Raw genomic sequence first — 23,835 nt, 5'->3', positions numbered from 1 at the left:
TTTAGTTTTGCAACAGCCCCTTTTATTTAGTCGAAACTTCAACCGAAATTTGAGTTACGTAGTTTTCATATCCCTTAACACTAATCTCATCTAAAATAAATTCCTCAAAAGAATACTGTCCAATTTTCAAATTTAATTGGTTTAAAAATTCTATTATCTTTTTGTAAGTAGAGTTTATTTCTTTATAATCACCTTTATGAAAGGCTATGCAATAAAGCCCCCTAGGTTTAATAAAGGTATGAGGAAGATTTTGTTTGGATGACAATTTGGTGTATAGATAAGAGTAGTTATCTTTAATTCCAGCCAAAATATTTTTTTTACTTATAATAGCCCCTATGGAGTATCCAGAATTAAGATGGTTTAAATTACAGTAATTCATATGTTCTGAAATGATTTTTAAATATTCTTTATGGCTCACATTTTCTATGGATTTACTTAAAACTAAGTATTCTTCATCAGAAGATTCTATACTAATTTTTGAATAATCCATATCACAAGCTTTTTTAGTTATAGAAATTTTAGTTTCCATAAGTTTACGCATTCTTTTAAGGGTTTCTATATCTTTATCAACCTGTAGAATTTTTTCTTCAAATAAATTAATTAAAGCTTCAGGGGTTCTATTATCTAAATAAGTTTTAATTTCTTTTAAAGGCATGTTTATTTCTTTTAAAATAGTTATTACATTAAATACATCAAATTGGGGATAAGAATAATACCTATATCCATTTTCATCTTTTACATCAGGGGAGAAAATACCTATATCATCATAATGAAAAAGAGTTTGTTTTTTTACATTGCAAAGTTTAGCAAACTCCCCTGTATTAAAATATTTATTCAAATTTTCATTCATATTTTTTTCACCTCTTGACTATACGGTAACCGGATACCTTATTATTATATAATAGCGATATAATAATAGCATTTCAAGAAGGAGTATTTATAATGAAATTAATATTGAAATACATGAAGCAATATAAATGGTTAGTAATTCTTAACATAGTATCAGTGTTCGGTTTTGCGCTTGTAGAATTGGGAATACCAACTATAATGTCTAAGGTCATTGATAATGGAATAACTAATAGTGATATAGATTATGTAGTAAGGGTTGGAAGTATGATTGTTGTAATTTCAATTTTAGGAACCATAGGAACAATTTTATTAGGTTATTGTTCTTCTAAAATTTCAACCAGTATAACTAGAGATATAAGGAATGATATTTTTATAAAATCTCAGGAATTCTCCCATAGCGAATATGATAAATTTGGGATATCATCAATGATAACAAGAACTACTAACGATGCTTTTCAAATACTACAGTTTACAAATGTAGTACTTAGAACAGCGCTACTTACGCCTGTTATGTTTATTGTAAGTTTGATTATGATAGTTAGAACAAGTTTAAGTTTATCTGTGATTTTAGCAGTAACTGTCCCATTTATAGTGTTGGGAGTCCTTATAATAGCAAAGATATCACATTCTATTTCAGAGGAACAACAAAAAAATATGGATAAGTTAAATAGAATATCAAGAGAGAATTTAACAGGAGTACGAGTTATAAGAGCTTTTGGAAATGATGAATACGAAAAAGAAAGATTTGAAGGAATAAATAATACCTATGCTGAAATATCTAAAAAATTATTTAAACTTATGGCTATTTCTCAACCTGCTTTCTTTGGATTATTGAACATGGCAATTTTGGCTATATTTTGGATATCAAGCAATATGATAAGTTCTCAAACATTACAAGTTGGACAACTTGTAGCTTTTATAGAATACTTATTCCATGCAATGTTTTCTATAATGTTATTTTCCATGGTGTTTATAATGTATCCAAAAGCACAGGTGTCTGCTAACAGAATTGAAGAAATTTTAAATACAGAATCTATTATAAAAAGCCCTAAAAATGGCGTTTTAGAAACGGAAACTAGAGGATTAATTGAATTTGATAATGTTACATTTATTTATCCAGAGGGAGAAGAACCTGTTTTAAAAGATATATCATTTAAAGCTGAAAAAGGACAGAAAATTGCGTTTATAGGTAGTACAGGTAGTGGTAAAAGTACACTTATAAACTTAATTCCTAGGTTTTATGATGTTACAAAAGGAAGCATAAAAATAGATGGAGTAGATGTCAGGGAATATGATTTAAAAGCATTACGTAACAAGATTGGGTTTATACCTCAGAAGACCTTACTATTTACAGGTACTATAGGAAGTAATATAAAGTTTGGAAAAATAGATGCAGATAAAAATGAATTAGAACATTCAGCTAAAGTAGCTCAAGCTTACGACTTTATAAGTAAAAAACCTAGAAAGTTCGAGGAAGTAATAAGTGAGGGGGGAAAAAATGTATCTGGTGGACAGAAGCAGAGGTTATCAATAGCTAGAGCTCTAGTTAGAAAGCCAGAGATTTATATTTTTGATGATAGTTTTTCAGCTTTAGATTTTAAAACAGACGCAATTCTTAGAGAAAAATTAAAGGCAGAGGTAACCGATTCTGTGGTTCTAGTTGTAGCACAAAGAATAGGGTCAATACTTGATTCTGATAAAATCATAGTTCTAAATGAAGGAGAAATAGTTGGGACAGGAACGCATAAAGAACTTTTAGACAACTGCAAGATCTATAAGGAAATTGCATTATCCCAACTTACAGAGGAGGAACTTAGAAGATGAAAAAGTTAATGTTTATAGTAAAGAGAGTTTCTTTCTTTGTAAAGCCATATAGAAAATCTTTTATAGGAGCCATTTTATTTATAATAATGGCGGCTATATGTACTGCTGTATCACCTAGGGTAGAAGGACTTATTATAACAAGTCTATCAGAAGATTCTGCTAATATATTAAGGGGGGTAACGGGTGCCTCTATTAACTTTGAATACGTAATAAGAATATTATTAATATTGTTTATTATATATGTTTTTGGACCAGTGACTTCTTATCTGGCAAATGCTCTTTTAACTGATGCAATTCAAAATACTATGAGAGATTTAAGAGACGCAATTCAAAATAAGATTAGAAGACTGCCAGTAAACTACTTTGATAAAAATACCTATGGTAATATATTAAGCCGCATTACAAATGATGTTGATAGTGTATCTAATGCCCTTCAACAAAGTTTTATTCAAGTGGTTAATTCAATATTATCAGTAGTATTTGCTGTTAGTATGATGTTTTCTCTTAATATAAAGCTTGCACTTATAGCTATAATAATAATTCCCTTAAGTTATTTAGCATCTAAATTTATAGTTAATAAATCACAGGGATTATTTAATAGTCAGCAGGAAGCTTTAGGTAAGCTAAATGGTAAAGTACAAGAAACATATACTGGTTTTAATGAAATAAAACTATATGGCAAACAAGAGGATTCAATAGAAGAATTTAAAGAAATCAATGAAGAACTTTTTAATACTGGGTTTAAGGCACAGTTTATATCTAGTATAATGTCTCCTGTAGTTTCATTAATAACTTACCTTACAATAGGAGTAGTTGCAGTAGTTGGAGCTATATTTACAATACAAGGATTTTTAACAGTAGGTAATCTTCAAGCTTTCATACGTTATATATGGCAAATAAATCAGCCACTTTCTCAAGTTACTCAACTATCATCAACAATACAGGCGGCTTTTGCAGCTATGAATCGTGTATTTGAAATATTAGATGAGGAAGAAGAGCTTCAAGATAAGAAGGATTCAATTAAACTTGATAATCCTGTTGGAGATGTTACCTTTGAACATGTTAGATTTGGATATAGTGAGGATAATATTTTAATAGAAGATTTAAGTGTAGACATAAAGAGTGGACAAATGGTTGCCATAGTTGGTCCTACAGGAGCGGGAAAAACAACACTAGTAAATCTATTAATGAGATTTTATGAAGTTTTAGATGGTTCTATAAAAATAGATGGTGTTGATACTAGAGATATGAAACGTGAAGATTTGAGAAGCTTGTTTGGGATGGTACTTCAAGATACATGGTTATATAATGGTACAATCCATGAAAATATTGAGTATGGAAGATTAGGTACTAGTAAAGAAGATGTTATAGAGGCTGCAAAGATAGCAAATGTGCATCATTTTATAAAGACCCTTCCAGATGGATATAATATGATATTAAATGAAGAGGCATCAAATATATCTCAAGGAGAAAAACAGCTTCTTACTATAGCTAGAGCAGTAGTATCAGACCCTAAGATACTTATATTAGATGAAGCTACAAGTTCAGTAGATACAAGACTTGAGTTACTGCTTCAAAAAGCTATGAGGAATATAATGAAAGGGAGAACAAGCTTTGTTATAGCTCATAGACTATCTACAATTAGAAGTGCTGATTTAATACTGGTTATGAATGAAGGAAATATTATAGAACAAGGAACTCATGAAGAGCTGATGAAAAAAGGCGGCTTTTATGAGAAACTTTATAATAGTCAGTTTGGAAATCAAGATGAAGAAGATGAAATCTTAAGTTTATAATTTAAAAAGGATTTTTCTAAAGTATTGAGACTTTTAGAAAAATCCTTTTATTTCACTTTAAAGTAGGTAATTCTTGAGCAAAGTTATAGAAATCATTATAGCTTCCTTGATAGTCAGAAACAATATCTCCTTGAACTCTGTTTATCACATAATCATTTATTAGATATGTTTTGATACCAACTTTAGAAGCAACTAAATCTTCTTGAACATCATTTCCAACCATCAAACATTCCTCAGCATCTTTATTGATATCTTTTAATATTTCTTCATAGAACTTAACCTGAGGTTTACAGTAATGATTTCTTTCGTAAGAAGATATATAAGAGAAATCTTCAGGTTTAAATCCAGTCCAGCTTACTCTGTGATGAATAGCTTTTAGTGGAAATATAGGATTAGTAGCTATAACAAGGTTGTAGCCTTTTGTCTTAAGAAGGCTTACAGCCTTTCTCATTTCTTGAGATTCATAACAAAACTTCTTTAGATTTAAAAAGTTATTGTCATAAAATTCATCAAATTTTTTTTTGTAAACTTCGATATCACCGTTGATTTTATTTGCGAAATCCTCCATAAAAACTTCTTCATTTAATTTTTCATCAAGATTTTTAATCATTGCTTTAGTAGAGGCCCATAGATTAGTTTCTAACTCTTTTGGATCAGTAATATCTTTAAAGTCAAGAGCTATCTCTTCAAAATATATCTTAAAAAAATTCTCCGTATCTAATGGTAAAAGTGTTCCGTCTAAATCAAATATAATAGTATTTATCATGTTAATACCCCTTTCATAATTAAATGTCCTAATATTATAATATCCTAATGTCCTAATATCCTAATATTAGGACATTAGGATATTAGGACATATAAAAAACTAAATTTTTTTAAGTAGTTAATATTTTTAAACCTCTGCTTATTAAAGCTTGTAAATCTTCATTTATCTCATCAGGCAAGTCAGAGTCAGATATTATAGTGTATTCAGGTTTTATCCTTCCAAACTCCATCAAGGATTTTTGACCAAACTTACTGCTATCTGCTAGGATATATACCTCTCTACCTGCATTTAACATTGCTTTTTTTACGTGAGCATCTTCAATTATAGGAGTCGTAAGCTCTCCTTTAAGAGAAATAGAGCAAGCAGATAAGAAAACTTTATCAACATACAATTTTTCTATATCTTTTAAGCTTTCTATACTTATGGAATTCCCAATATCGTTTCTAACTATTCCACCTATAATATGAAGATTTATATTAGGGCATTGATGTAGAATATCATAGGCTATAGTTATAGAATTAGTTATTACAGTTAGATTTTTATATCCAGAGAGTAACGGAACTATTTTAGCTACAGTGGTAGAACCATCTAAAAGCAGAGTGTCTCTTTCTTGGATAAAAGATTGAGCTAAAGAGGCAATTGATTGTTTAACATCGTTTTGAATATTTTCTCTAACAATGAAATTTTCATAGCTGTTTACTTTGTCAGGAAGAATGGCACCTCCATAAGTTCGATGAACTTTACCCTTTTGCTCCATTATTCTTAAATCTCTTCTGATTGTATCCTCAGAAACTTCAAAAAGCTCACTTAGCTCTTGAACTTCTACTCGTTTTTTATCTTTAAGCATTTCTAATATCTTTTCATGTCTTTCTTCTATAAACATAGGTACCCCTCTATAATCTTTATTTGTTCACTATTATGCGTTTTTATATATCTAATATATTATATTATTAATATTTTAATTTGTAAATGTGCATTTTGATTAATGTTTATTCGTATTTATACTTGAAGTTTAACAAAACATGTAGTAACATGTAATTATAGTCAAACAAAATTAGATAAAGAGGATGATGTATATGTTATATTTATTAGATACCGCTAATGTAGAAGAAATAAAAAGAGCTTTTGATTTATATCCAATGAGTGGTGTTACTACAAATCCGACTATAATATCAAAAGAAAAAAGAAGTTTTTTAGAGATATTAAAGGAAATAAGAGCAGCTATAGGTGAAGATAAAATGCTTCATGTACAATCTATCAGTACTAAAGCAGAAGAGATAGTTAAAGAAGCAGAATATTTAAAAGAAACTATAGGTGGAAACTTTTATATAAAGATACCTGTAATTCCAGAAGGAATAAAGGCTATGAAGATATTAAAAGCAAAAGGAATGAATATAACAGCTACAGCAATATTTACAGCGGATCAGGCTTTAATGGCAGCAAGGGCAGGAGCAGATTTTGTAGCCCCTTATGTAAATAGAATAGATAATATAAGTGGAAATGGTGTAGGAGTAGTTGAAGAGATAGTTCATCTATTTGATATATATGCTATAGACAGTAAAGTTTTAGCAGCTTCCTTTAAGAACGTGCAGCAAGTTCATGATGTTTCACTAGCTGGAGCACAATCAATAACAGTTGGTAGTGAAATAATGGATGGACTATTATCTCATCCACTAACAAAGTGGAGCGTAGATAAGTTTACTAAAGACTGGTCTGAGGTATATGGTGAAGGAAAGGTAGCTTACAACTCAAAATAGACAATAGACTAAATCCTTAATATAATTGATATATAATAAATTAATGATTTAAGAGGTATATCTAATGATGAGTGAGGATATTAAGGTAATTGATTTAGCTAAGGAATTAAGCTTACATGTTAAACTTGTTACTTCCATAAAGAGTTTTGATAACTTTAATAGTTATTTCAATATTTATAGTGAAGTTGAGGAGCCTTGTAGGAGAATAGTTGTAATAACTCCCTATGAGGAACTGGAGGAAGTATATGACGAAAATCCAGATAAACCTATCAATTCAAATGTACTTATTGATGGGAATGTATGGATTGGAGAATATCCTCTAATAACAAGTCCTAAAGATATACACATTGACGCCCTAGTGGTTTCTAAAGAATTAGCCCATAATATTTCCATAATGTTTAATAAATTCTAAGAGGAGCACTCTAATATAGTTTAGAGTGCTCCTTTTAATTTTTTAAAGCAATAATCCTAAAAAATATAATAGTACTCCTAAATTCGTAATAGCTAATTAAAGAAACCCAGTATTAGCAATAGTTTAAGGAATATAATTAATTAACTAACATTGTTTATTAATTGCAAGTGAGAATTGACTGCAAGTGCTGTGGTTGTTATAATTAGATGATGTTATAGGAAACTAAAATTAATCTAGAAAACAATATAGATATGTTTTTATTTCTAAATATTAAAAATAACGTTAAGATGAAGGAGAACAATAACTCATGGTACTTTTAAGAAAATTCTTTTCATACTACCTGCCGTATAAAAATTTATTTATTATAGATTTTTCTTGCGCTATTTTATCTGCACTTTTGGAATTAATATTTCCACTTGCTATCAGTAATGTTTTGGATAATCAACTTCCAAAGGGAGACTGGAATGTTATATTGTATAGTTGTTTAGGGCTATTAGCTATTTATACTTTTAGTGCTTTTTTAAACTACGTTGTAACTTACTGGGGACATAAATTAGGAATAAGTATCGAAGCAGATATGAGAAAACAACTTTTTGAAAAAATTCAAAAACTCTCTTTTAATTTCTTTGATAATAATAAAACCGGACATTTATTATCTAGAATGACTAATGAACTTATGGATATAGGGGAGATTGCCCATCATGGACCAGAAGATATATTTATAGCTATAATGACTCTTTTAGGTGCTTTTGGAATAATGGTACATACTAATTGGAAGTTAGCAGTACTTACTTTTCTTATAATTCCAATAATGAGTTACTTATCTATATTATTTAATCGTAAAATGGCCAAGGCTTTTGAGCAGATGTTTAAAGACATAGGAAATTATAATTCAGGTGTTGAAAATAATATTTTAGGAATGAAAGTAGTTCAAGCTTTTTCAAATGAAAACTACGAGATAGAAAAATTTAGTGAGCATAATCATAAATTCTTTTTAACTAAATGTGTGGCCTATGCAATAATGGCTTGGAATTCTGCTATAAGTTTTATTTTTACAAAACTAGTACATATATTTGTTTTGGTTTGTGGAACTTGGTTTGTAATTAATGGAGAAATGAGTAACGGTGATTTTGTTGCCTTTGTTATGTTGTCTAATGTGTTTCTTGGGCCTATAAAGCAGATAAGTGCAACTATTGAGTCTTATCCAAAAGGAATTGCTAGTTTTAAACGTTACATTCAACTTTTAGAAACTGAACCAGATGTTAAAGAAATACCAGGAGCTAAAGATGTTGAAATAGCTTATGGTAATATAAGCTATGATAATGTGACATTTACCTATGAAGGAAAGGAAGAAAAGGTTCTTGAGAATATAAGTTTAAAAATAAACAAAGGTGAAACAGTAGCTTTAGTTGGACCATCAGGAACAGGAAAATCAACCTTAACAAGTTTATTGCCAAGATTTTATGATATTAAGGAAGGCAAGATAACTATTGATGGAATAGATATCAAAGAAATGAAACTAGACTCATTAAGAGGTGGTATTGGAATAGTTCAACAAGATGTTTTCTTGTTTGATGGAACAATAAGAGAAAATGTTGTGTATGGAAAGTTAGGTGCATCAGAAGATGAGATATGGGTTGCATTAAAGCAAGCACAACTTGATGAATATGTTTCCTCATTACCAGAGGGGTTAGATACCCTTGTAGGAGAAAGAGGTGCAAAGTTATCGGGGGGACAAAAACAACGTATATCTATAGCAAGAATGTTCCTTAAGAACCCTAGAATTTTAATTCTTGATGAAGCTACTTCATCCTTAGATACCCAAACAGAAGCAGCTATTCAAAAAGCATTGGTTGATTTATCAAAAGGAAGAACAACTATAATAATAGCTCATAGATTGTCTACAATAAAAAATGCAGATAAGATTGTTGTTTTAGAGGGAAGTGGAATAGCTGAGTTAGGCACCCATGAAGAGTTAATAAATAATAATGGAGTATATAAGAGTCTTTACGAAGCCCAAAGTGCATAAAATAAATAAAAGAGAAGCTATTGTGAATAATTTTGCAATAGCTTCTTTTTATGTTAATGGTATAATATAGGCTGAATGTTATAGGTTAGGTGGTGAGAAGATGAATTTAAATACTTTAGAAGACGTAATTTTTAAATCCTCTTCTAGTTTAATAAAAAAACAGGGAGAAGAGATATTTAGAAAAAACTTAGTTTCAAACTTAAAGGGTAAAAGAATAGAAAACTTGTACCATGTTTATGGAGATGTTAAGGCTCTCAATTTAACACATAGAGTACATATAAAACTAGATATTCAAGGTAATAATTTAGAAGGTGCAAGTTGTAATTGTGAAGAATATAGAGAAATATCTAGATATAAGAAAATATTTATGTGTAAACATATAAATGCAGTTGCATATAAATTTTTAGATTCCTTATATAAAAAGAAACATGGAGAAAATAGTTACGTACAAGGGCATGATAAAGACGCCTTAGAACTTGATGTAAAAATTGAATATAAAAAGTGGGAAAAAGATGATAACTATATATTAGAGTTTAGAGCAGGTAGAAAAAATAAGATTTTAATAAAAGATTTAAAATCCTTTGTTAAAGAGTTTAATGATGAAAAGAAAAAGATGGCTAAAAAAGAAATTCCTCTTTTTCTCTACATAAAAGAAAAAGTTGATGGGCCTAAAAGTGTGGAAAATGGAAGTAGAAGTATAATAATCAAGGAAAATGAACTTAAAGCTTTCTTAAAGACTTTAGGAAAACGAAAAATATTATTTAGATATAATGGAATAGAATATAAAGCTAATATTTTAAATAAAGATTTACCATTAACATTTACATTAAAGGGAAATGAGAGAAATCTAATATTAACTACTCATAAAAATATTCCCATAGCTTTAGATGAAAATAAGGAAGTTTATTTCTTTCTTGATAACATATATGTACCATCAAACTATCAATGTGATAAATATAAGATGTTTCATGAAAGGTTCATGAAAAACAACACTATTCTTTATAAGAAAACACAAAAAAATTATAAACTGCTTTTAGAAATACTGAATTCTATTTCTGATAATGTTATGATTTCAGAAAACATCAGAAACTTGGAATCTGATCAATCAGAAGATGATAGTCCTAAATTATATGATTCATCTTCTATAAATCTAGACTTATATGAGAGAAGTGGAAGTTTGGTATTAAGTTATAACATAGATAACATAGAAGAAGATGAACTTAAAGAGGTTTTAAGAAGCTATAAAGCTGGTAGTAAGACCTATAGAATAGGGACAAAAGGTTTTTTAGATTTTGAAGATGAAGAAGTAAAAAGTTTTTTTTACTTATTAGATATATTAAATAGTGATAAAAACATCATAGAGATAGATAAAAATAAGGAAAGTTACTTAAATGTTATATTAGAAAATACATCAATGAACATCAATAAAGGTTTAGATGTTTTAGAAAGCATAAAAGATAGATTTTCTAACTTAGAAAAAAAGGAAAGAAAAGTCGGTAAAAACTTCAAAGGGAAACTCAGAAACTATCAAAAAGATGGATTTAAGTGGTTTAAAAACTTAAGTGAATTAGAGTTTGGTGGGATACTTGCAGATGAAATGGGACTAGGTAAAACAATTCAAACTATAGCCTTTCTTTCATCTGAAAAAAACAAGAAAACCTTGATAGTTGCACCAACATCACTTATATATAATTGGGATAATGAATTTAAGAAGTTTTCACCTGATTTAAAGGTTGGGATATTTCACTCAAACGAAGTTTTGATAGATAATTTAAAAGAGTGTGATATCATACTTACAACTTATGGATTGGTAAGAAATCACATAGAAAGTTTTAAAAAGATTGAGTTTGATTACTGCATTATAGATGAAGCTCAAAATATAAAAAATTCTCTTGGAAAAAATACAAGTGCGGTGAAGGAAATAAAAAGCAAAGTCAGATTTGCACTTACAGGAACTCCTATAGAAAATAATTTATTAGAGTTGTGGTCCATATTTGACTTCATTATGCCAGGATATTTATTTCCTAGGAAATACTTTGAGGAGAAATTTATAGGAAAAGAAGATATAGAAACTCTTAGATTATTAGTTAAACCCTTTATCTTAAGAAGGACGAAATCTGAAGTCGTTAAAGAGCTTCCAGATAAGATAGAAAAGAAAATGTTTATTTCAATGACATCAGAGCAAAAGAACATATATAAGAAATATGTTAGGGATGTTAAGAAGAAAATTAAGGAGAATAAAGGCAATAAAATAGAGATTTTTTCTTATTTAACAAGGCTTAGGCAAGTTTGTTTGGATCCATCAATCTTATTTGAAGAATATAATGGTGGAAGTGGAAAACTTAACGCTTCCTTAGAACTTATAGAAAAACAAAGCAAAGAAGGTGGGAAAATATTATTATTTTCTCAATTTACTTCAGTGTTAAAGAAAATAGAGCCAATGTTGAAAGAAAGAAATATAGAATACTTATATCTAGATGGCGCAACAAGTTCTAAAGAGAGAATTAATTTAGTTGATGATTTTAATAAAAAGGACAATATAAAGGTGTTTTTAATATCCTTAAAAGCAGGGGGGACAGGACTTAACTTAACTTCAGCAAACCTTGTTATTCACTTTGATCCTTGGTGGAACCCAGCAGTAGAAGCTCAAGCTACAGATAGAGCCCACAGAATAGGGCAAAAAAATATTGTAGAAGTTATAAAGCTTATAGCAAAAGGGACAATAGAGGAACAGATACTAAAGTTGCAGGAAACTAAAAAACAACTAGTTAATGAAGTTATTACAGATGATTTTAGAGATATACACAATTTAGATAAGTTGAGCTTAGAAGAAATAATAGAGGTTATTAACAGAGACTGATAATCCGAATCTTAAGTATATGAACTTTTTCAAAATTTATGGATAATATATATAGATAACACTTTTAGAGGAAGAGTATGTATACAAAAGGAGATTTCCATATGCACACTACTAATTCAGATGGAGAATATACTCCAACTGAGGTTGTAATTATGGGTAAAGAAAAAGGTTTAGATATTATGGCTATAACTGACCATAACACTATGAATGGTGTTGAAGAAGCTATAGAAATAGGAAAAATGATAGATGTTAAAATAATTCCAGGTATGGAGTTATCCACAAGACATAAAGGCAAAAAAATTCATATATTAGGGTATTTTATGAATGATGGTTATAAAGATGAGGTATTTCAAAATTCATTAAAATATATGAAGAGCCATGACATGAAGGGGTTAAAAAATCTCATAGGGAATAAAGTCTCTATAGATTTTGATTGTATGAATAGTAGGGTTTGCACTCAAACAGGGATAGACTTTTTAAGACATTTTGGAGCAACAGTAGTATTAGCTCATCCTGTAAAAATAAAGCCTTATATATTAGAAGAAATTTTAAATATGCAACTTGATGGTATAGAGGCTATTTACTGGAAAAATTCTCAGGATGAAACTGATTATTTTAAGAAAGTAGCTAAAGAAAAAGGGTGGTTTTATACAGCAGGTTCAGATTTTCATACAGACAAAAGGCTAGATAAAAGACATGGAAGAGTTGGGGATGTATTTCTCAATAAAGAGGAAATAGAAAAATTCTTAAATAGAAATATTTGATTATTAGAAACGTAAGAATTTAAATGTTGTTAAATTCTTACGTTTTATTTTTCAGAGAGAAATTCCACAAAATGATATACTATTTTATAAATTTGAACCCTTGTTTATAAGAAATAAAGGGATTAAAATTGAAATGAAGTATGGAATTAAATGGAAGAAGGGGTTAAAATGTTAAAAAAAACTAAGACACTTTCACTTATGATTACTTTCTTAATACTTTTAGGAATGTTTTTAGTTCCTCCAATTACTACTAAAGCAGCTATTGGAACTAGTGGATTCTTAAAAACTAATGGAACATTAATAAAAGATAACTATGGAAATGGGCAAGTTGTGAATCTAAGAGGAACAAATCTTGGGGGATGGATGTTACAAGAAGGTTGGATGTCACCACTTGGAGTTAAGGATGAATGGACATTAAGAGAAACTCTTACAAATAGGTTTGGAGAAAGTACTAAAGAAAGCTTAATAAGCACCTATCAAAATTCATGGCTCACTACAGCAGATTTAGATAATATTAAAAATATGGGAATGAATTTTGTGCGTGTTCCAATATTATATTTAGAGCTTATGGACAAGTATGGGAATTGGAAAGCTGACCCTTGGAGTAAACTAGATTGGCTAGTTAGAGAATGTTCTAATAGAGGAATTTATGTTTTACTTGATCTTCATGGAACATTTGGTGGACAAAATACTTTTGATAATTGCGGAGAAGTTAATTCTGATCCACAGCTATGGAAAAATACAGAATATCAAGATAGAACAGTTAAGTTATGGGAAGGTATAGCTAATCATTATAAAGGAAATCCAGCTGTAGCAGGATATGATTTATTAAATGAACCAGATAAAGTTGGAAAAGATCAACTAAATAATTTTTATAATAGATTATATAAAGCTATACGTGCAATAGATCCAGATCATATGATATACATGGAAGCAGCTTGGGATTGGAATCAATTATATGCTCCATCAGTATATGGATGGACAAATGTAGTTTATGAAATGCATTACTATGCAATGGCTACAGGTGAATCAACTAACTGGAATGTGCAAAATAACTTGATAGATAATGCAATTAGAGGAATCAAGGAACATCAAAATATGTGGAATGTTCCAGTATATGCAGGGGAATTTTGTGTATTCCAATTTAATGATCTTTGGGAGAAATTCCTAGGAAACTTAAACTCAGTAAATGCATCTTGGACAAATTGGACCTATAAAGTAACTTCAGATTATGGAAATTGGGGATATTTCAATAAAAATACTAATGCAGTACCAGACATTAATAATGATAGTTCAGCTACTATAGCATCAAAGTGGCAGAAATTTAATACCTCAAACTTTACACCAAATACAACCTTCCAGAACTTAGTTAAGAAATATACTGCTGGTACAACAATACCTCCAGTTACTACTGGATACTCATATTTAACAGCAAGAGCTAATGGTAATATAATAAGTGCAGATAATTATGGGGATAGTCCATTAGTAGCAAACAGAACATCAGCAGGAGATTGGGAGCTTTTTAAAGTTATAAATAATAGTGATGGTACAATATCACTACAATCTAAGGTTAATAATAAATATGTATGTACAGATATAGATCAAGGTACAAAACTTATTGCAAGAAGTACATCTATTCAGCAGTGGGAAAAATTCAAGAAAGTACAACTTGCAGATGGTACAATAGCACTTCAAGCTATGGCAAACAATAAATATGTGTCTGCAGATATAAATAATGGTGCAGTTTTATATGCTAATAAAGATTCTGTTGGAGGAGCTTGGGAAGCATTTACTATCACAGCACAATAACAATGTTGAGATATAGAAAATAATTTAAAGATTATTTTCTATATCTCTTTTTTATTTTAGCAACTATGATTATATGTGATAGATATTGGTTGTTTAAATATTGAAAGTATTATAAAATAATTACAAGCAATCACAAACAATCAAAAATAAGCATGGTAAAAAATTGATACATACTTTGGCATATATTTTGCTAATAAAATAAATAGAAACACTAAATTTAGGGGGTGTACTTATGAAAAGAATAGATAAAATTTATAGTTATCTTGAAGAAAATACTGAAAAACTAACTAAAGAAGAACTATTAAACGACATCGCGTTTACTTCAAATAAAATAGCAGAAGATCTAGATATACTAAGAAATAATGTAAGCAAAGAACTTAATGAATTGTTAAGAGCTAACAAAATAATAAAAATAACTTCTAGGCCAGTTAGATTTTTAAATAAAGCAACAGTTGAAAAAATTCTTAATATTACTTTAGAAGGTGAAATCATTGAAGTTAAAAGTATAAAAGAAATGCTTGAAAATAGTGAAAAAAAAGAACCTTTTAAGTTATTAATTGGAGCAGATAAGAGTTTAAAAAATCAAATAGAGCAAGCCAAAGCTGCAATTCTTTATCCACCTAATGGTCTAAATACATTAATAGTTGGACAAACAGGTGTAGGAAAAACTTTATTTGCTAACATGATGTACAACTATGGGAAGTTTATGAACATATTTAAGGATTCGGCACCCTTTGTAGTTTTTAATTGTGCTGATTATTATAACAATCCTCAACTACTTTTATCACATATTTTCGGACATGTAAAAGGTGCATTTACAGGAGCAGATTCAGAAAAGCAGGGATTAGTTGAAAAGGCTAATGGAGGAATATTACTTTTAGACGAAATACACAGACTGCCACCAGAAGGTCAAGAAATGATCTTTTATTTTATGGATACAGGCAAGTATTGCAAAATGGGAGAAACAGAGAGGGATAGAAAAGCTAATGTGCTTATAATAGGAGCAACTACAGAAGAAACAGATTCTTATATGCTTAAAACCTTTATGAGAAGAATTCCTATAACTATAAACATCCCATCATTACAGGATAGAACCAATGAAGAAAAGATAGAGATAATAAGGCATTTATTTCTTAATGAAGCTCATAGGGTAAACAAATCAATAAAGGCATCTCCAGAAGTAGTAAAAGCTTTGATAGGAAGTGCTAGCTATGGAAACATAGGTCAACTAAAATCTAATATTCAACTAACTTGTGCAAAAGGTTTTTTAAATAGCATAAATAGTCAGGCTGATTATATAGAACTAGATTTTAAAGATTTATCTTCTAATATAAAAGATGGATTTTTTGAAATAGGTAGAGATAGAAAGCAGTTTCAGGAATTAAATTCAATTTTGGATTCAAGTCTTTATATAAATCCTGATGGATATAAGGTCATTAATGAAGGAAAAGATTCTTATGAACCTCCCTTTAATTTATATAAGCTCATAGAAGACAAGCTTCTTATATTAAAAGAAGAGGGGATGGATGATGAGTATATAAATAACTTTATAACGACAGATGTAAACATACACATAAAGAGTTTTTATAATAAGTTTGCTAAGAATAAAGAAAGTAAAGGTGGCTTACTAAAAATTGTTGATAAAGAGATATTGTATTTTGCAAAAGAGATAAAAATATTAGCTGAAAAAGAAATGGAGAGATTGTATAGTGATAGATTTGTTTACGCTTTAAGCCTTCATTTAAGCTCTCTATTAAAGAGGATAAAGGATAAAAAATATCAAGAGCAGAAGGTTTATAACTCTTCAAATGAAATGGATAAAGAACACTTTTTAGCTGTAAAAATAAGAAGCTTAATAAGTGAAAGATTTAAGATAGAGGTTCCAGAAGTTGAAGTTACTTATATTGCAATTCTTTTAAAATCAGTACAAGAAGAAAAAGGCGGGGAAGTTGGAATTATTGTAGCGGCTCATGGTAATTCTACAGCAAGTAGTATGGTTAACGTGGTAAAGAGTTTGCTTGGAAATTGTAATTTATGTGGTGTAGATATGCCATTAGAAGTAAGTCCCAAAGATATATTAGAAACAGTTATTGCCAAGGTACAAGAGATGGATGATGGAAAAGGAGTTCTGCTTTTAGTAGATATGGGCTCCTTAGCTATGTTTGAATCCACAATAACTGAAAGAACAGGAATACAGGTTAGAAGTATAGACATGGTATCTACTCCAATTATATTAGAGGCAGTAAGAAAATCAAGTATTTTAGATATGCCTCTTGAAGATATATACCATTCTCTTAAAAACTTTAGAGGATATGATGACAATTTATTTAATAAGGGTAACTTCATAAATAAAACCATTATAACAGTATGTTCCTCAGGGAGGGGGACTGCGGAAAAGCTTAAAGAAATAGTTGAGAAAACTGTAATAAGTTTAACTGGTGAAAATATTAATATCATTCCAGTAGGCGTAAAAGAACTTGATAAAACTATTAAACAATTTAAAAAGGAAAATATATTAGCAGTAATAGGAATAAAAAAGCCAACAGAGAATATTCCCTTTATTTCAGTAGAAAAACTTTTAGGTGCTAATGGAGAAGTGATGTTAAGAGAAATTCTAACTAACAATAACTTAACTATAGTAACCGAAGATAAAAATCTAGTAATAAAAGACTTATGTGAAAATAGTTTAGTTGAATTCCTGACTTATTTAAATCCACATAAGATAATAGGTATATTGTTAAGATTTATAGTAGAACTAGAGAAAAATCTTGAAATGGAATTAGATAATAGCATGAAAATATCATTAATTAGTCATGTTGCATATGCCTTAGAAAGAATGATTATAGGAGAGGGACTAATGTATAGTGATGAAAAGGATGGATTTAGTGAAAGAGTTATAAATGCAGTAGATAATTCCTGTAAGATTTTTAATAAAAATTTAAAGATAAATCTAACTGATGATGAAAAATATTATATTTGCAGAATTTTAGTTGAGAAGTATCAAAAAGCACTTTTATAAATATGAACTTGTATCAAAACTAAAAGTTTTGTATCAAAGATATCATATTTACTCAAAAATGAAGCTCAAATATTAAGAATTAAGCTAAGTTATGCACAAAAATATTCTAATACAAGAGATTGGCACGGCAATTGCTATATTAAATGGTGTAGAAAGAAATAATGGAGGTGACAAATATGGTAGCAATAATAGTAGGAACTCATGGAGAATTTTCAAGAGAAATAGTTAAATCATCAGAAATGATATTTGGAAAACAGGAGAATATACAGTACGTTACTTTTAATCCTGGTGAGAGTGCAGATGATCTTATAAATAAATATGAGAGTATCATGGAAGAGTTAGATTATAAGGATGGATTGCTTTTTATGGTAGATCTATTTGGAGGAAGTCCATATAATGCTGCAAGTAGAGTAGCTGTTAAGGAAGAACATATTGATATAGTTACTGGTGTAAATCTTCCCATGTTATTAGAGGTTTTTGCAGTTAGAGATTCAATGAATATTGAAGAGTTAGTTAAGGTTGCAGAAACGGCGGGAAATATGGGAATAAAAAGTTTTAAATCAAATTTTGTTAACATAGAGGAGGAATTATAAAATGCAAATTAATTTTGTAAGAATTGATGATAGATTAATACATGGACAAGTTGCTACGGTGTGGGTTAAAGAAACAAAGTGTAATAAGATTATAGCTTGCAGTGATGAGGTTGCTCAGGACAAGCTAAGAAAAACCTTGTTGCTTCAAGTTGCACCAGCAGATATAAAAGCTTATGTTGTATCCATTGATAAAGCTATAGAAGCTTATAAAAATCCTAAATATAAGGATTTCAAATCAATGTTTTTATTCACTAATCCAACGGATGTATTAAGAGCAATAGAAGGAGGTGTTGATATAAAGTCTGTAAACGTTGGAGGAATGTGTTATAAAGAAGGAAAAACTCAAATAACCGGGGCGGTATCAGTAGATGAAAAAGATATAAAAGCCTTTAGAAAACTTCATGAATTAGGAGTAGAGCTAGAGATTAGACAAATCGCTAGCAATCCTAAAATAGATTTAATTAGTAAATTGGATTCATTAAAAGAATAAATATATTAGGAGGGAATAACAATGAATACTATTCAAATGATATTGGTTATACTTGTTGCAGCTATTTGTGGTATGGGTAGTGTATTAGATGAAGGACAAACTCATAGACCATTAGTAGCATGTACTCTTATAGGATTAGTTTTGGGGGATATTAAAACAGGAATTATTTTAGGTGGTACTTTAGAAATGATGGCACTTGGATGGATGAATGTTGGGGCAGCAATGGCTCCAGATGCAGCTTTAGCAAGTGTTATATCAACAATATTAGTAATAGTAGGACATCAATCTATAGGTGCAGGTATAGCAGTAGCAATACCAATAGCAGCTGCTGGACAAGTTTTAACTATATTTGTTAGAACCATAACAGTGTTTTTTCAGCATCTTGCGGATAAGTATGCAGAAGAGGCTAATTTTAGAGGAATAGAAATGTGTCATTTTATAGCTTTATTATTACAAGGTATACGTGTAGCGGTGCCAGCGGGATTAGTTGCGGCAGTAGCAGGAACAGATACAGTAACAGCTATGTTAAATTCTATTCCAGAAGTAGTAACAAGAGGTTTACAAATTTCAGGTGGATTTATAGTTGTTGTAGGTTATGCAATGGTTATTAACATGATGGAAGCTAAAAGCATTATGCCATTTTTCTTCTTTGGATTTGTACTAGCAGCATTCTTAAATATAAATCTTGTTGGATTCGGAATATTAGGAGTTGTATTTGCAATATTCTATATTCAATTAAATCCTACATTTAATAAAAGTCAAGTTGCAGCAGATGACTTTGACGAACTTTAGAAGGGGGCATTAAAAATGAGTGAAAATAAAATAACTAATAGTGATATTAAAAAGATGTTCGTGCGTTCTTGGTTTTTATTAGGTTCCTTTAATTTTGAAAGAATGCAGTCTGTAGGATTTTGCGTTACATTAATTCCTGCAATTAAAAGATTATATACTAAAAAAGAAGATCAAAAAGCAGCTTTAAAAAGACATCTTGAATTCTTTAATACTCAACCATTTATATCGGCGCCAATAATGGGTGTTACAGCAGCTATGGAAGAACAAAAAGCTAATGGTGTAGAAATAGATGATGCTTCAATAAGTGGTGTAAAGGTTGGACTTATGGGACCACTTGCAGGGGTTGGAGATCCAGTGTTTTGGGGAACTCTAAGACCTGTAGTTGCAGCACTTGGAGCTTCTATAGCAATTGGAGGAAGTTTACTTGGACCATTATTGTTCTTTGTAATCTTTAATGTACTAAGACTTGCAACAAAGTGGTTTGGATTAAAGTATGGGTATCAAAAAGGAACAGAAATTGTTTCAGATATGGCTGGTAACACACTACAAAAACTTACTCAAGGTGCATCAATATTAGGATTATTTGTAATGGGTGCATTAGTTTCAAAGTGGACAAGTATAAATGTACCATATGTACTTTCAGAATATGTGGCACAAGATGGAACAACTGTAACAACAACTGTTCAAGGGATTTTAGATCAATTATTACCAGGAATTTTACCATTAATATTGACTTTTGTTTGTATGAAATTATTAAAGAAAAAAGTAAATCCTATAGTTATAATCTTCTCATTATTTGCTGTAGGGATAATAGGATATGCATTGGGGATATTAGCATAATCATTAAATTAAGGAAGCTATCACAATTTAGTTGTGATGGCTTTTGGTGCGATAGGCAATTGCTTAAACATACATATAAGCCCTAAAAAAGTTGTTAACTTATCTTATAAAGAAAGGCTTTTTATATTCATCTTCAAGTGCTTAATAGATTTTTTATAATAAAGATAACATAGAAGTTATTATTACTTAAATTTTAAGAAGGAAATGGGGGAGTGTAATATGAGAAATTTTAAAATGGTCTGCCTTGATATTGATGGTACATTATTAAATTCTAGGCACAAAATAAGTAAAAGAACAAAAAATATCATAAAAATAATTTCTAAGGAAGAGAACATTACTGTGATTTTAGTTTCTGCTAGAATGCCTAAGGGAATACTGCCTTTTCAAAAAGAGCTTGGAATAATTGAACCGATTATTTGTTATAGTGGGTCTTTAATAATAGATGAAAAAAGAGAAGTGCTAACAACAAAAGAAATCGAGATAGAGGATATAAAAAATATCTATAATACAGCTAAAGATGAGAATATTCATATTAGCTTATATAGAGATAATGAATGGTTTGTAGAAGAAATAGATGAATGGGTAAGACAGGAAAGTGAAATAACAAAAATAATTCCTACAATAATAAACTTTCAAGAGTTAATAGAGGTATGGAGAAAAGAAAAAAAAGGAGCAAATAAAATACTATCTATGTCAGATGTAGAAAATATCTCTAGGTTGGCAGATAAACTAAAAGGAGAAAAGTTTGAAGGGCTAAATATATATCCATCTAAAACAACTTATTTAGAAATCATGACTAAGAAAGCATCAAAGACTTCTGCTATAGAATTTTTATGTAATAAGCTAAATATAGAGAAAAAAGAAGTGATAGCAATAGGGGATAACTATAATGATATGGACATGCTTCAATATGCTGGGGTAGGAATAGCTATGGGAAATGCTCCAGATATAGTTAAAGAGAAGGCTGATGATATTACAGCTACAAATGACGAGGATGGTGTTGCTAAAGTATTAGAAAAATATTTTTTTATCTGAGTTTTTAAAGATTAGTGTATAATTGAAATAATTATATATTTTAAAGGCGGGGAAATCATGAAGAAGATATTATTGTTATTAGCAAAAGGATTTGAAACTTATGAGGCAAGCGTATTTATTGATGTTATGGGGTGGAACTTATTAGATGGAGACAAAACAACTAAGATAGTTACCTGTGGAATAAATAGAGAAGTTGTTAGTACATTTGGACTTGTGGTACATACAGATATAATACTTGAAGAAGTTAATGTTGATGATTATGACGCTTTAGCAATTCCAGGAGGTTTTGAAGAGTATGGTTTTTATGAAGATTCCTATAGTGAAGAGTTTTTAAATCTTATAAGAGAATTTTATAATAAGGATAAAGTAATAGCCTCAATTTGTGTAGCTGCATTACCACTTGGAAAAAGTGGAGTTCTGACAAATAAAAGGGCTACCACATATAATTTAAATAACGGAAATAGACAAAAACAATTAAAAGAATTTGGGGTAGATGTAATTAATGAACCAGTAGTTATATATGGGAAAATAATAACTTGTTGGAATCCTTCAACTGCAATAGACGTAGCATTTAAGCTTCTAGAAATTTTAACTTCTAAAAGTAATACTGATTATATAAAAGAGATAATGGGATTTAAAAAGAATGAAAGTAATAAGTAATATAAGACTATAGATTCTGTTAAAACTCTTATTAAATTATCAAGTGGTCTTAAGATCCTTTTTTTATAGTTTAACATAGATTAATAAAAACCAGCGACTCTTTGGAGTTGCCGATTTTTATGGTAGAAGTATGATGTTTATCAAATCATTAAAATTCGAGATTCATCAATTAAGTTACCGCATACATATCTATGAAGGATATTTCTATCATCACCAATATATATAAATCTCTCTAATCTTTCTTCTAAAGTATAGTTATCATGATTTAAGTCACTGTCATCTATAACTAAAGCATCAAAATCATAACCTTTTTCAAAACTACCTACATTTCCAAAGAAACTTCCGCCACCCTTAGTAGCTAGATAAAAAGCTTCTGAGTTAGATAAAAAATCTATTTTTTTATCAGAGTTTGCCCAAAATAGTTTCGAAACCTCAATAGCATATACCATGGTTTTAAAAATAGATGATGTATGTCCACCACTTATATCAGAACCAAGGGCTACAGAGATACCTTTATCTAGAAACTTTCTAATTGGCATCATACCACTTCCAACATTTAAATTAGAACTTGGACAATGTACAGCCATTACATTATTTTTCTTCATTAATTCAAGTTCTTCATCAGTTGAAAAACTACAATGAGCCATTAGTGTAGGTTTTTGCCCAAAGAGTTTAAAGTCATTATAGACTTCTCCATAGTAATTTGAATTAGGATATAAATCTTGTACCCATCTAATTTCTCCTTTATTTTCAGATAGATGAGATTGTACAGGTGCATTATATTTTTCACTTAAATCTCCAAGTCCAGACATAAGTTCAGAACTGCAAGTTGGGACAAATCTTGGAGTTATTATAGGTTTTACAAGCTGTGAACTACTATATTTATCTAATAGTTCTTCTGTAGCTTTAAGAGAATCTTCTAAACTTTCTATAAGAAAGTCAGGTGAGTTTCTATCCATGTTAACTTTGCCAACTAAGGCACCAAGTCCTGATTTTGTAAGCATGTCTACCAATAAAGCAGAAGCTTCTTTGTGAATAGTTGCATATATAGCTATTCTAGTAGTCCCTTGTCTCCATATTTCTTTTATAAATCTTCCATACATTTTTTTTGCATACTCTAAGTCTTTGTATTTAGATTCTTCAGGAAAAGTATAATCATTAAGCCAAGGTATTAATTCTTTATCCATAGCCATGCCTAAGTTTCTGAATTGTGGCGCATGGCAGTGAAGATCATTCATTCCTGGAATTATTAATTTGTCTCCATAGTCTATTACATCCTGAGATGAATATTTTTCAGGAAGATTTTCATAAACTCCCTCAACTTTTCCTTCTTTAACAACTATATAGCCCTTATTATAAATTTTAAATTCTTTTGGTGCTTTAGTAAAAATAACATTGCCTTGATAAATTTTAATATTATTATTCATGTTTATCATCGCCCCCAAGTTATATATTATTTTTTTATTAGAAATATGATAACACTTATAGAAAAATAATTCTATTAAGAAAATAAAACAGCTCTTTAAGGATAAATTATATT

19 protein-coding genes are annotated in these 23,835 nt (G+C 29.6%); 15 read left to right on the top strand and 4 right to left on the bottom strand.

Annotated elements, in window-relative coordinates; genetic code table 11:
• Positions 1–22: 22 nt before the first annotated feature.
• Positions 23–850, bottom strand: a complete 828-nt coding sequence (locus B3N22_RS16970; protein ID WP_286908890.1) for a MerR family transcriptional regulator — start codon at positions 848–850, stop codon at positions 23–25.
• Positions 851–942: 92 nt separating this feature from the next.
• Between B3N22_RS16970 and B3N22_RS16965 the strand changes: the two genes are divergently transcribed.
• A complete protein-coding gene (locus B3N22_RS16965; RefSeq protein ID WP_286908888.1) occupies positions 943–2,673 on the top strand; it encodes an ABC transporter ATP-binding protein in 1,731 nt (576 codons plus the stop codon).
• A complete protein-coding gene (locus B3N22_RS16960) occupies positions 2,670–4,469 on the top strand; it encodes an ABC transporter ATP-binding protein (protein WP_286908886.1) in 1,800 nt (599 codons plus the stop codon). The genes B3N22_RS16965 and B3N22_RS16960 overlap by 4 nt, the downstream gene beginning before the upstream one ends.
• 52 nt (positions 4,470–4,521) lie before the next feature.
• Here the strand turns inward: B3N22_RS16960 and B3N22_RS16955 are convergent, their stop codons facing one another.
• Together B3N22_RS16955 and B3N22_RS16950 are read right to left on the bottom strand one after the other, a co-directional pair.
• Positions 4,522–5,235 (bottom strand): HAD family hydrolase, encoded by a 714-nt coding sequence (locus B3N22_RS16955; protein ID WP_286908884.1) that lies wholly within the window; start codon positions 5,233–5,235, stop codon positions 4,522–4,524.
• A 109-nt stretch (positions 5,236–5,344) separates the two neighbouring features.
• Positions 5,345–6,118: a DeoR/GlpR family DNA-binding transcription regulator gene (locus B3N22_RS16950; RefSeq protein ID WP_286908882.1), complete on the bottom strand. Its 774-nt coding sequence runs from the start codon at positions 6,116–6,118 to the stop codon at positions 5,345–5,347.
• Between the two features lie 193 nt (positions 6,119–6,311).
• Here B3N22_RS16950 and fsa point away from each other — a divergent pair, with 193 nt between their 5' ends.
• From fsa to B3N22_RS16885, 13 genes are all read left to right on the top strand, one after another.
• Positions 6,312–6,992 carry a fructose-6-phosphate aldolase gene (fsa, locus tag B3N22_RS16945; RefSeq protein WP_286908880.1) on the top strand — a complete coding sequence of 227 codons (681 nt, stop codon included), beginning with the start codon at positions 6,312–6,314 and terminating at the stop codon, positions 6,990–6,992.
• Between the two features lie 64 nt (positions 6,993–7,056).
• Positions 7,057–7,404, top strand: a complete 348-nt coding sequence (locus B3N22_RS16940; RefSeq protein ID WP_286908878.1) for a hypothetical protein — start codon at positions 7,057–7,059, stop codon at positions 7,402–7,404.
• Between the two features lie 307 nt (positions 7,405–7,711).
• Complete coding sequence (locus B3N22_RS16935) at positions 7,712–9,433, top strand: ABC transporter ATP-binding protein (protein WP_286908876.1); 1,722 nt, start codon at positions 7,712–7,714, stop codon at positions 9,431–9,433.
• Positions 9,434–9,533: 100 nt separating this feature from the next.
• On the top strand, positions 9,534–12,293 hold the full coding sequence (locus B3N22_RS16930) for a DEAD/DEAH box helicase (protein ID WP_286908874.1): 2,760 nt from the start codon (positions 9,534–9,536) through the stop codon (positions 12,291–12,293).
• Between the two features lie 101 nt (positions 12,294–12,394).
• Positions 12,395–13,057, top strand: a complete 663-nt coding sequence (locus tag B3N22_RS16925; RefSeq protein WP_286908872.1) for a PHP domain-containing protein — start codon at positions 12,395–12,397, stop codon at positions 13,055–13,057.
• Between the two features lie 168 nt (positions 13,058–13,225).
• On the top strand, positions 13,226–14,866 hold the full coding sequence (locus B3N22_RS16920) for a cellulase family glycosylhydrolase (RefSeq protein WP_286908870.1): 1,641 nt from the start codon (positions 13,226–13,228) through the stop codon (positions 14,864–14,866).
• Positions 14,867–15,098: 232 nt separating this feature from the next.
• On the top strand, positions 15,099–17,885 hold the full coding sequence (locus B3N22_RS16915; protein WP_286908868.1) for a sigma-54-dependent transcriptional regulator: 2,787 nt from the start codon (positions 15,099–15,101) through the stop codon (positions 17,883–17,885).
• 176 nt (positions 17,886–18,061) lie between these two features.
• Complete coding sequence (locus B3N22_RS16910) at positions 18,062–18,478, top strand: PTS sugar transporter subunit IIA (RefSeq protein WP_286908866.1); 417 nt, start codon at positions 18,062–18,064, stop codon at positions 18,476–18,478.
• A 1-nt stretch (position 18,479) separates the two neighbouring features.
• Positions 18,480–18,968, top strand: a complete 489-nt coding sequence (locus B3N22_RS16905; protein ID WP_021800793.1) for a mannose/fructose/sorbose PTS transporter subunit IIB — start codon at positions 18,480–18,482, stop codon at positions 18,966–18,968.
• Between the two features lie 21 nt (positions 18,969–18,989).
• Positions 18,990–19,760, top strand: a complete 771-nt coding sequence (locus B3N22_RS16900; RefSeq protein WP_286908863.1) for a PTS mannose/fructose/sorbose transporter subunit IIC — start codon at positions 18,990–18,992, stop codon at positions 19,758–19,760.
• A gap of 15 nt (positions 19,761–19,775) precedes the next feature.
• Positions 19,776–20,600, top strand: a complete 825-nt coding sequence (manZ, locus tag B3N22_RS16895) for a PTS mannose transporter subunit IID (protein WP_286908862.1) — start codon at positions 19,776–19,778, stop codon at positions 20,598–20,600.
• A gap of 219 nt (positions 20,601–20,819) precedes the next feature.
• Entirely contained in the window at positions 20,820–21,635 is an 816-nt protein-coding gene (locus B3N22_RS16890) for a Cof-type HAD-IIB family hydrolase (protein ID WP_286908860.1), read from the top strand.
• Between the two features lie 57 nt (positions 21,636–21,692).
• Positions 21,693–22,295 (top strand): DJ-1/PfpI family protein, encoded by a 603-nt coding sequence (locus tag B3N22_RS16885; protein ID WP_286908857.1) that lies wholly within the window; start codon positions 21,693–21,695, stop codon positions 22,293–22,295.
• Positions 22,296–22,435: 140 nt separating this feature from the next.
• Here B3N22_RS16885 and guaD read toward each other — a convergent pair whose 3' ends face one another.
• Entirely contained in the window at positions 22,436–23,722 is a 1,287-nt protein-coding gene (gene guaD / locus B3N22_RS16880; RefSeq protein ID WP_286908855.1) for a guanine deaminase, read from the bottom strand.
• Positions 23,723–23,835: the final 113 nt, after the last annotated feature.

This window comes from Clostridium sp. UBA1652, assembly GCF_002320975.1.
GTDB lineage: Bacteria > Bacillota > Clostridia > Clostridiales > Clostridiaceae > Clostridium_T > Clostridium_T intestinale.
This window is presented reverse-complemented; position numbering and strand designations above follow the sequence as displayed.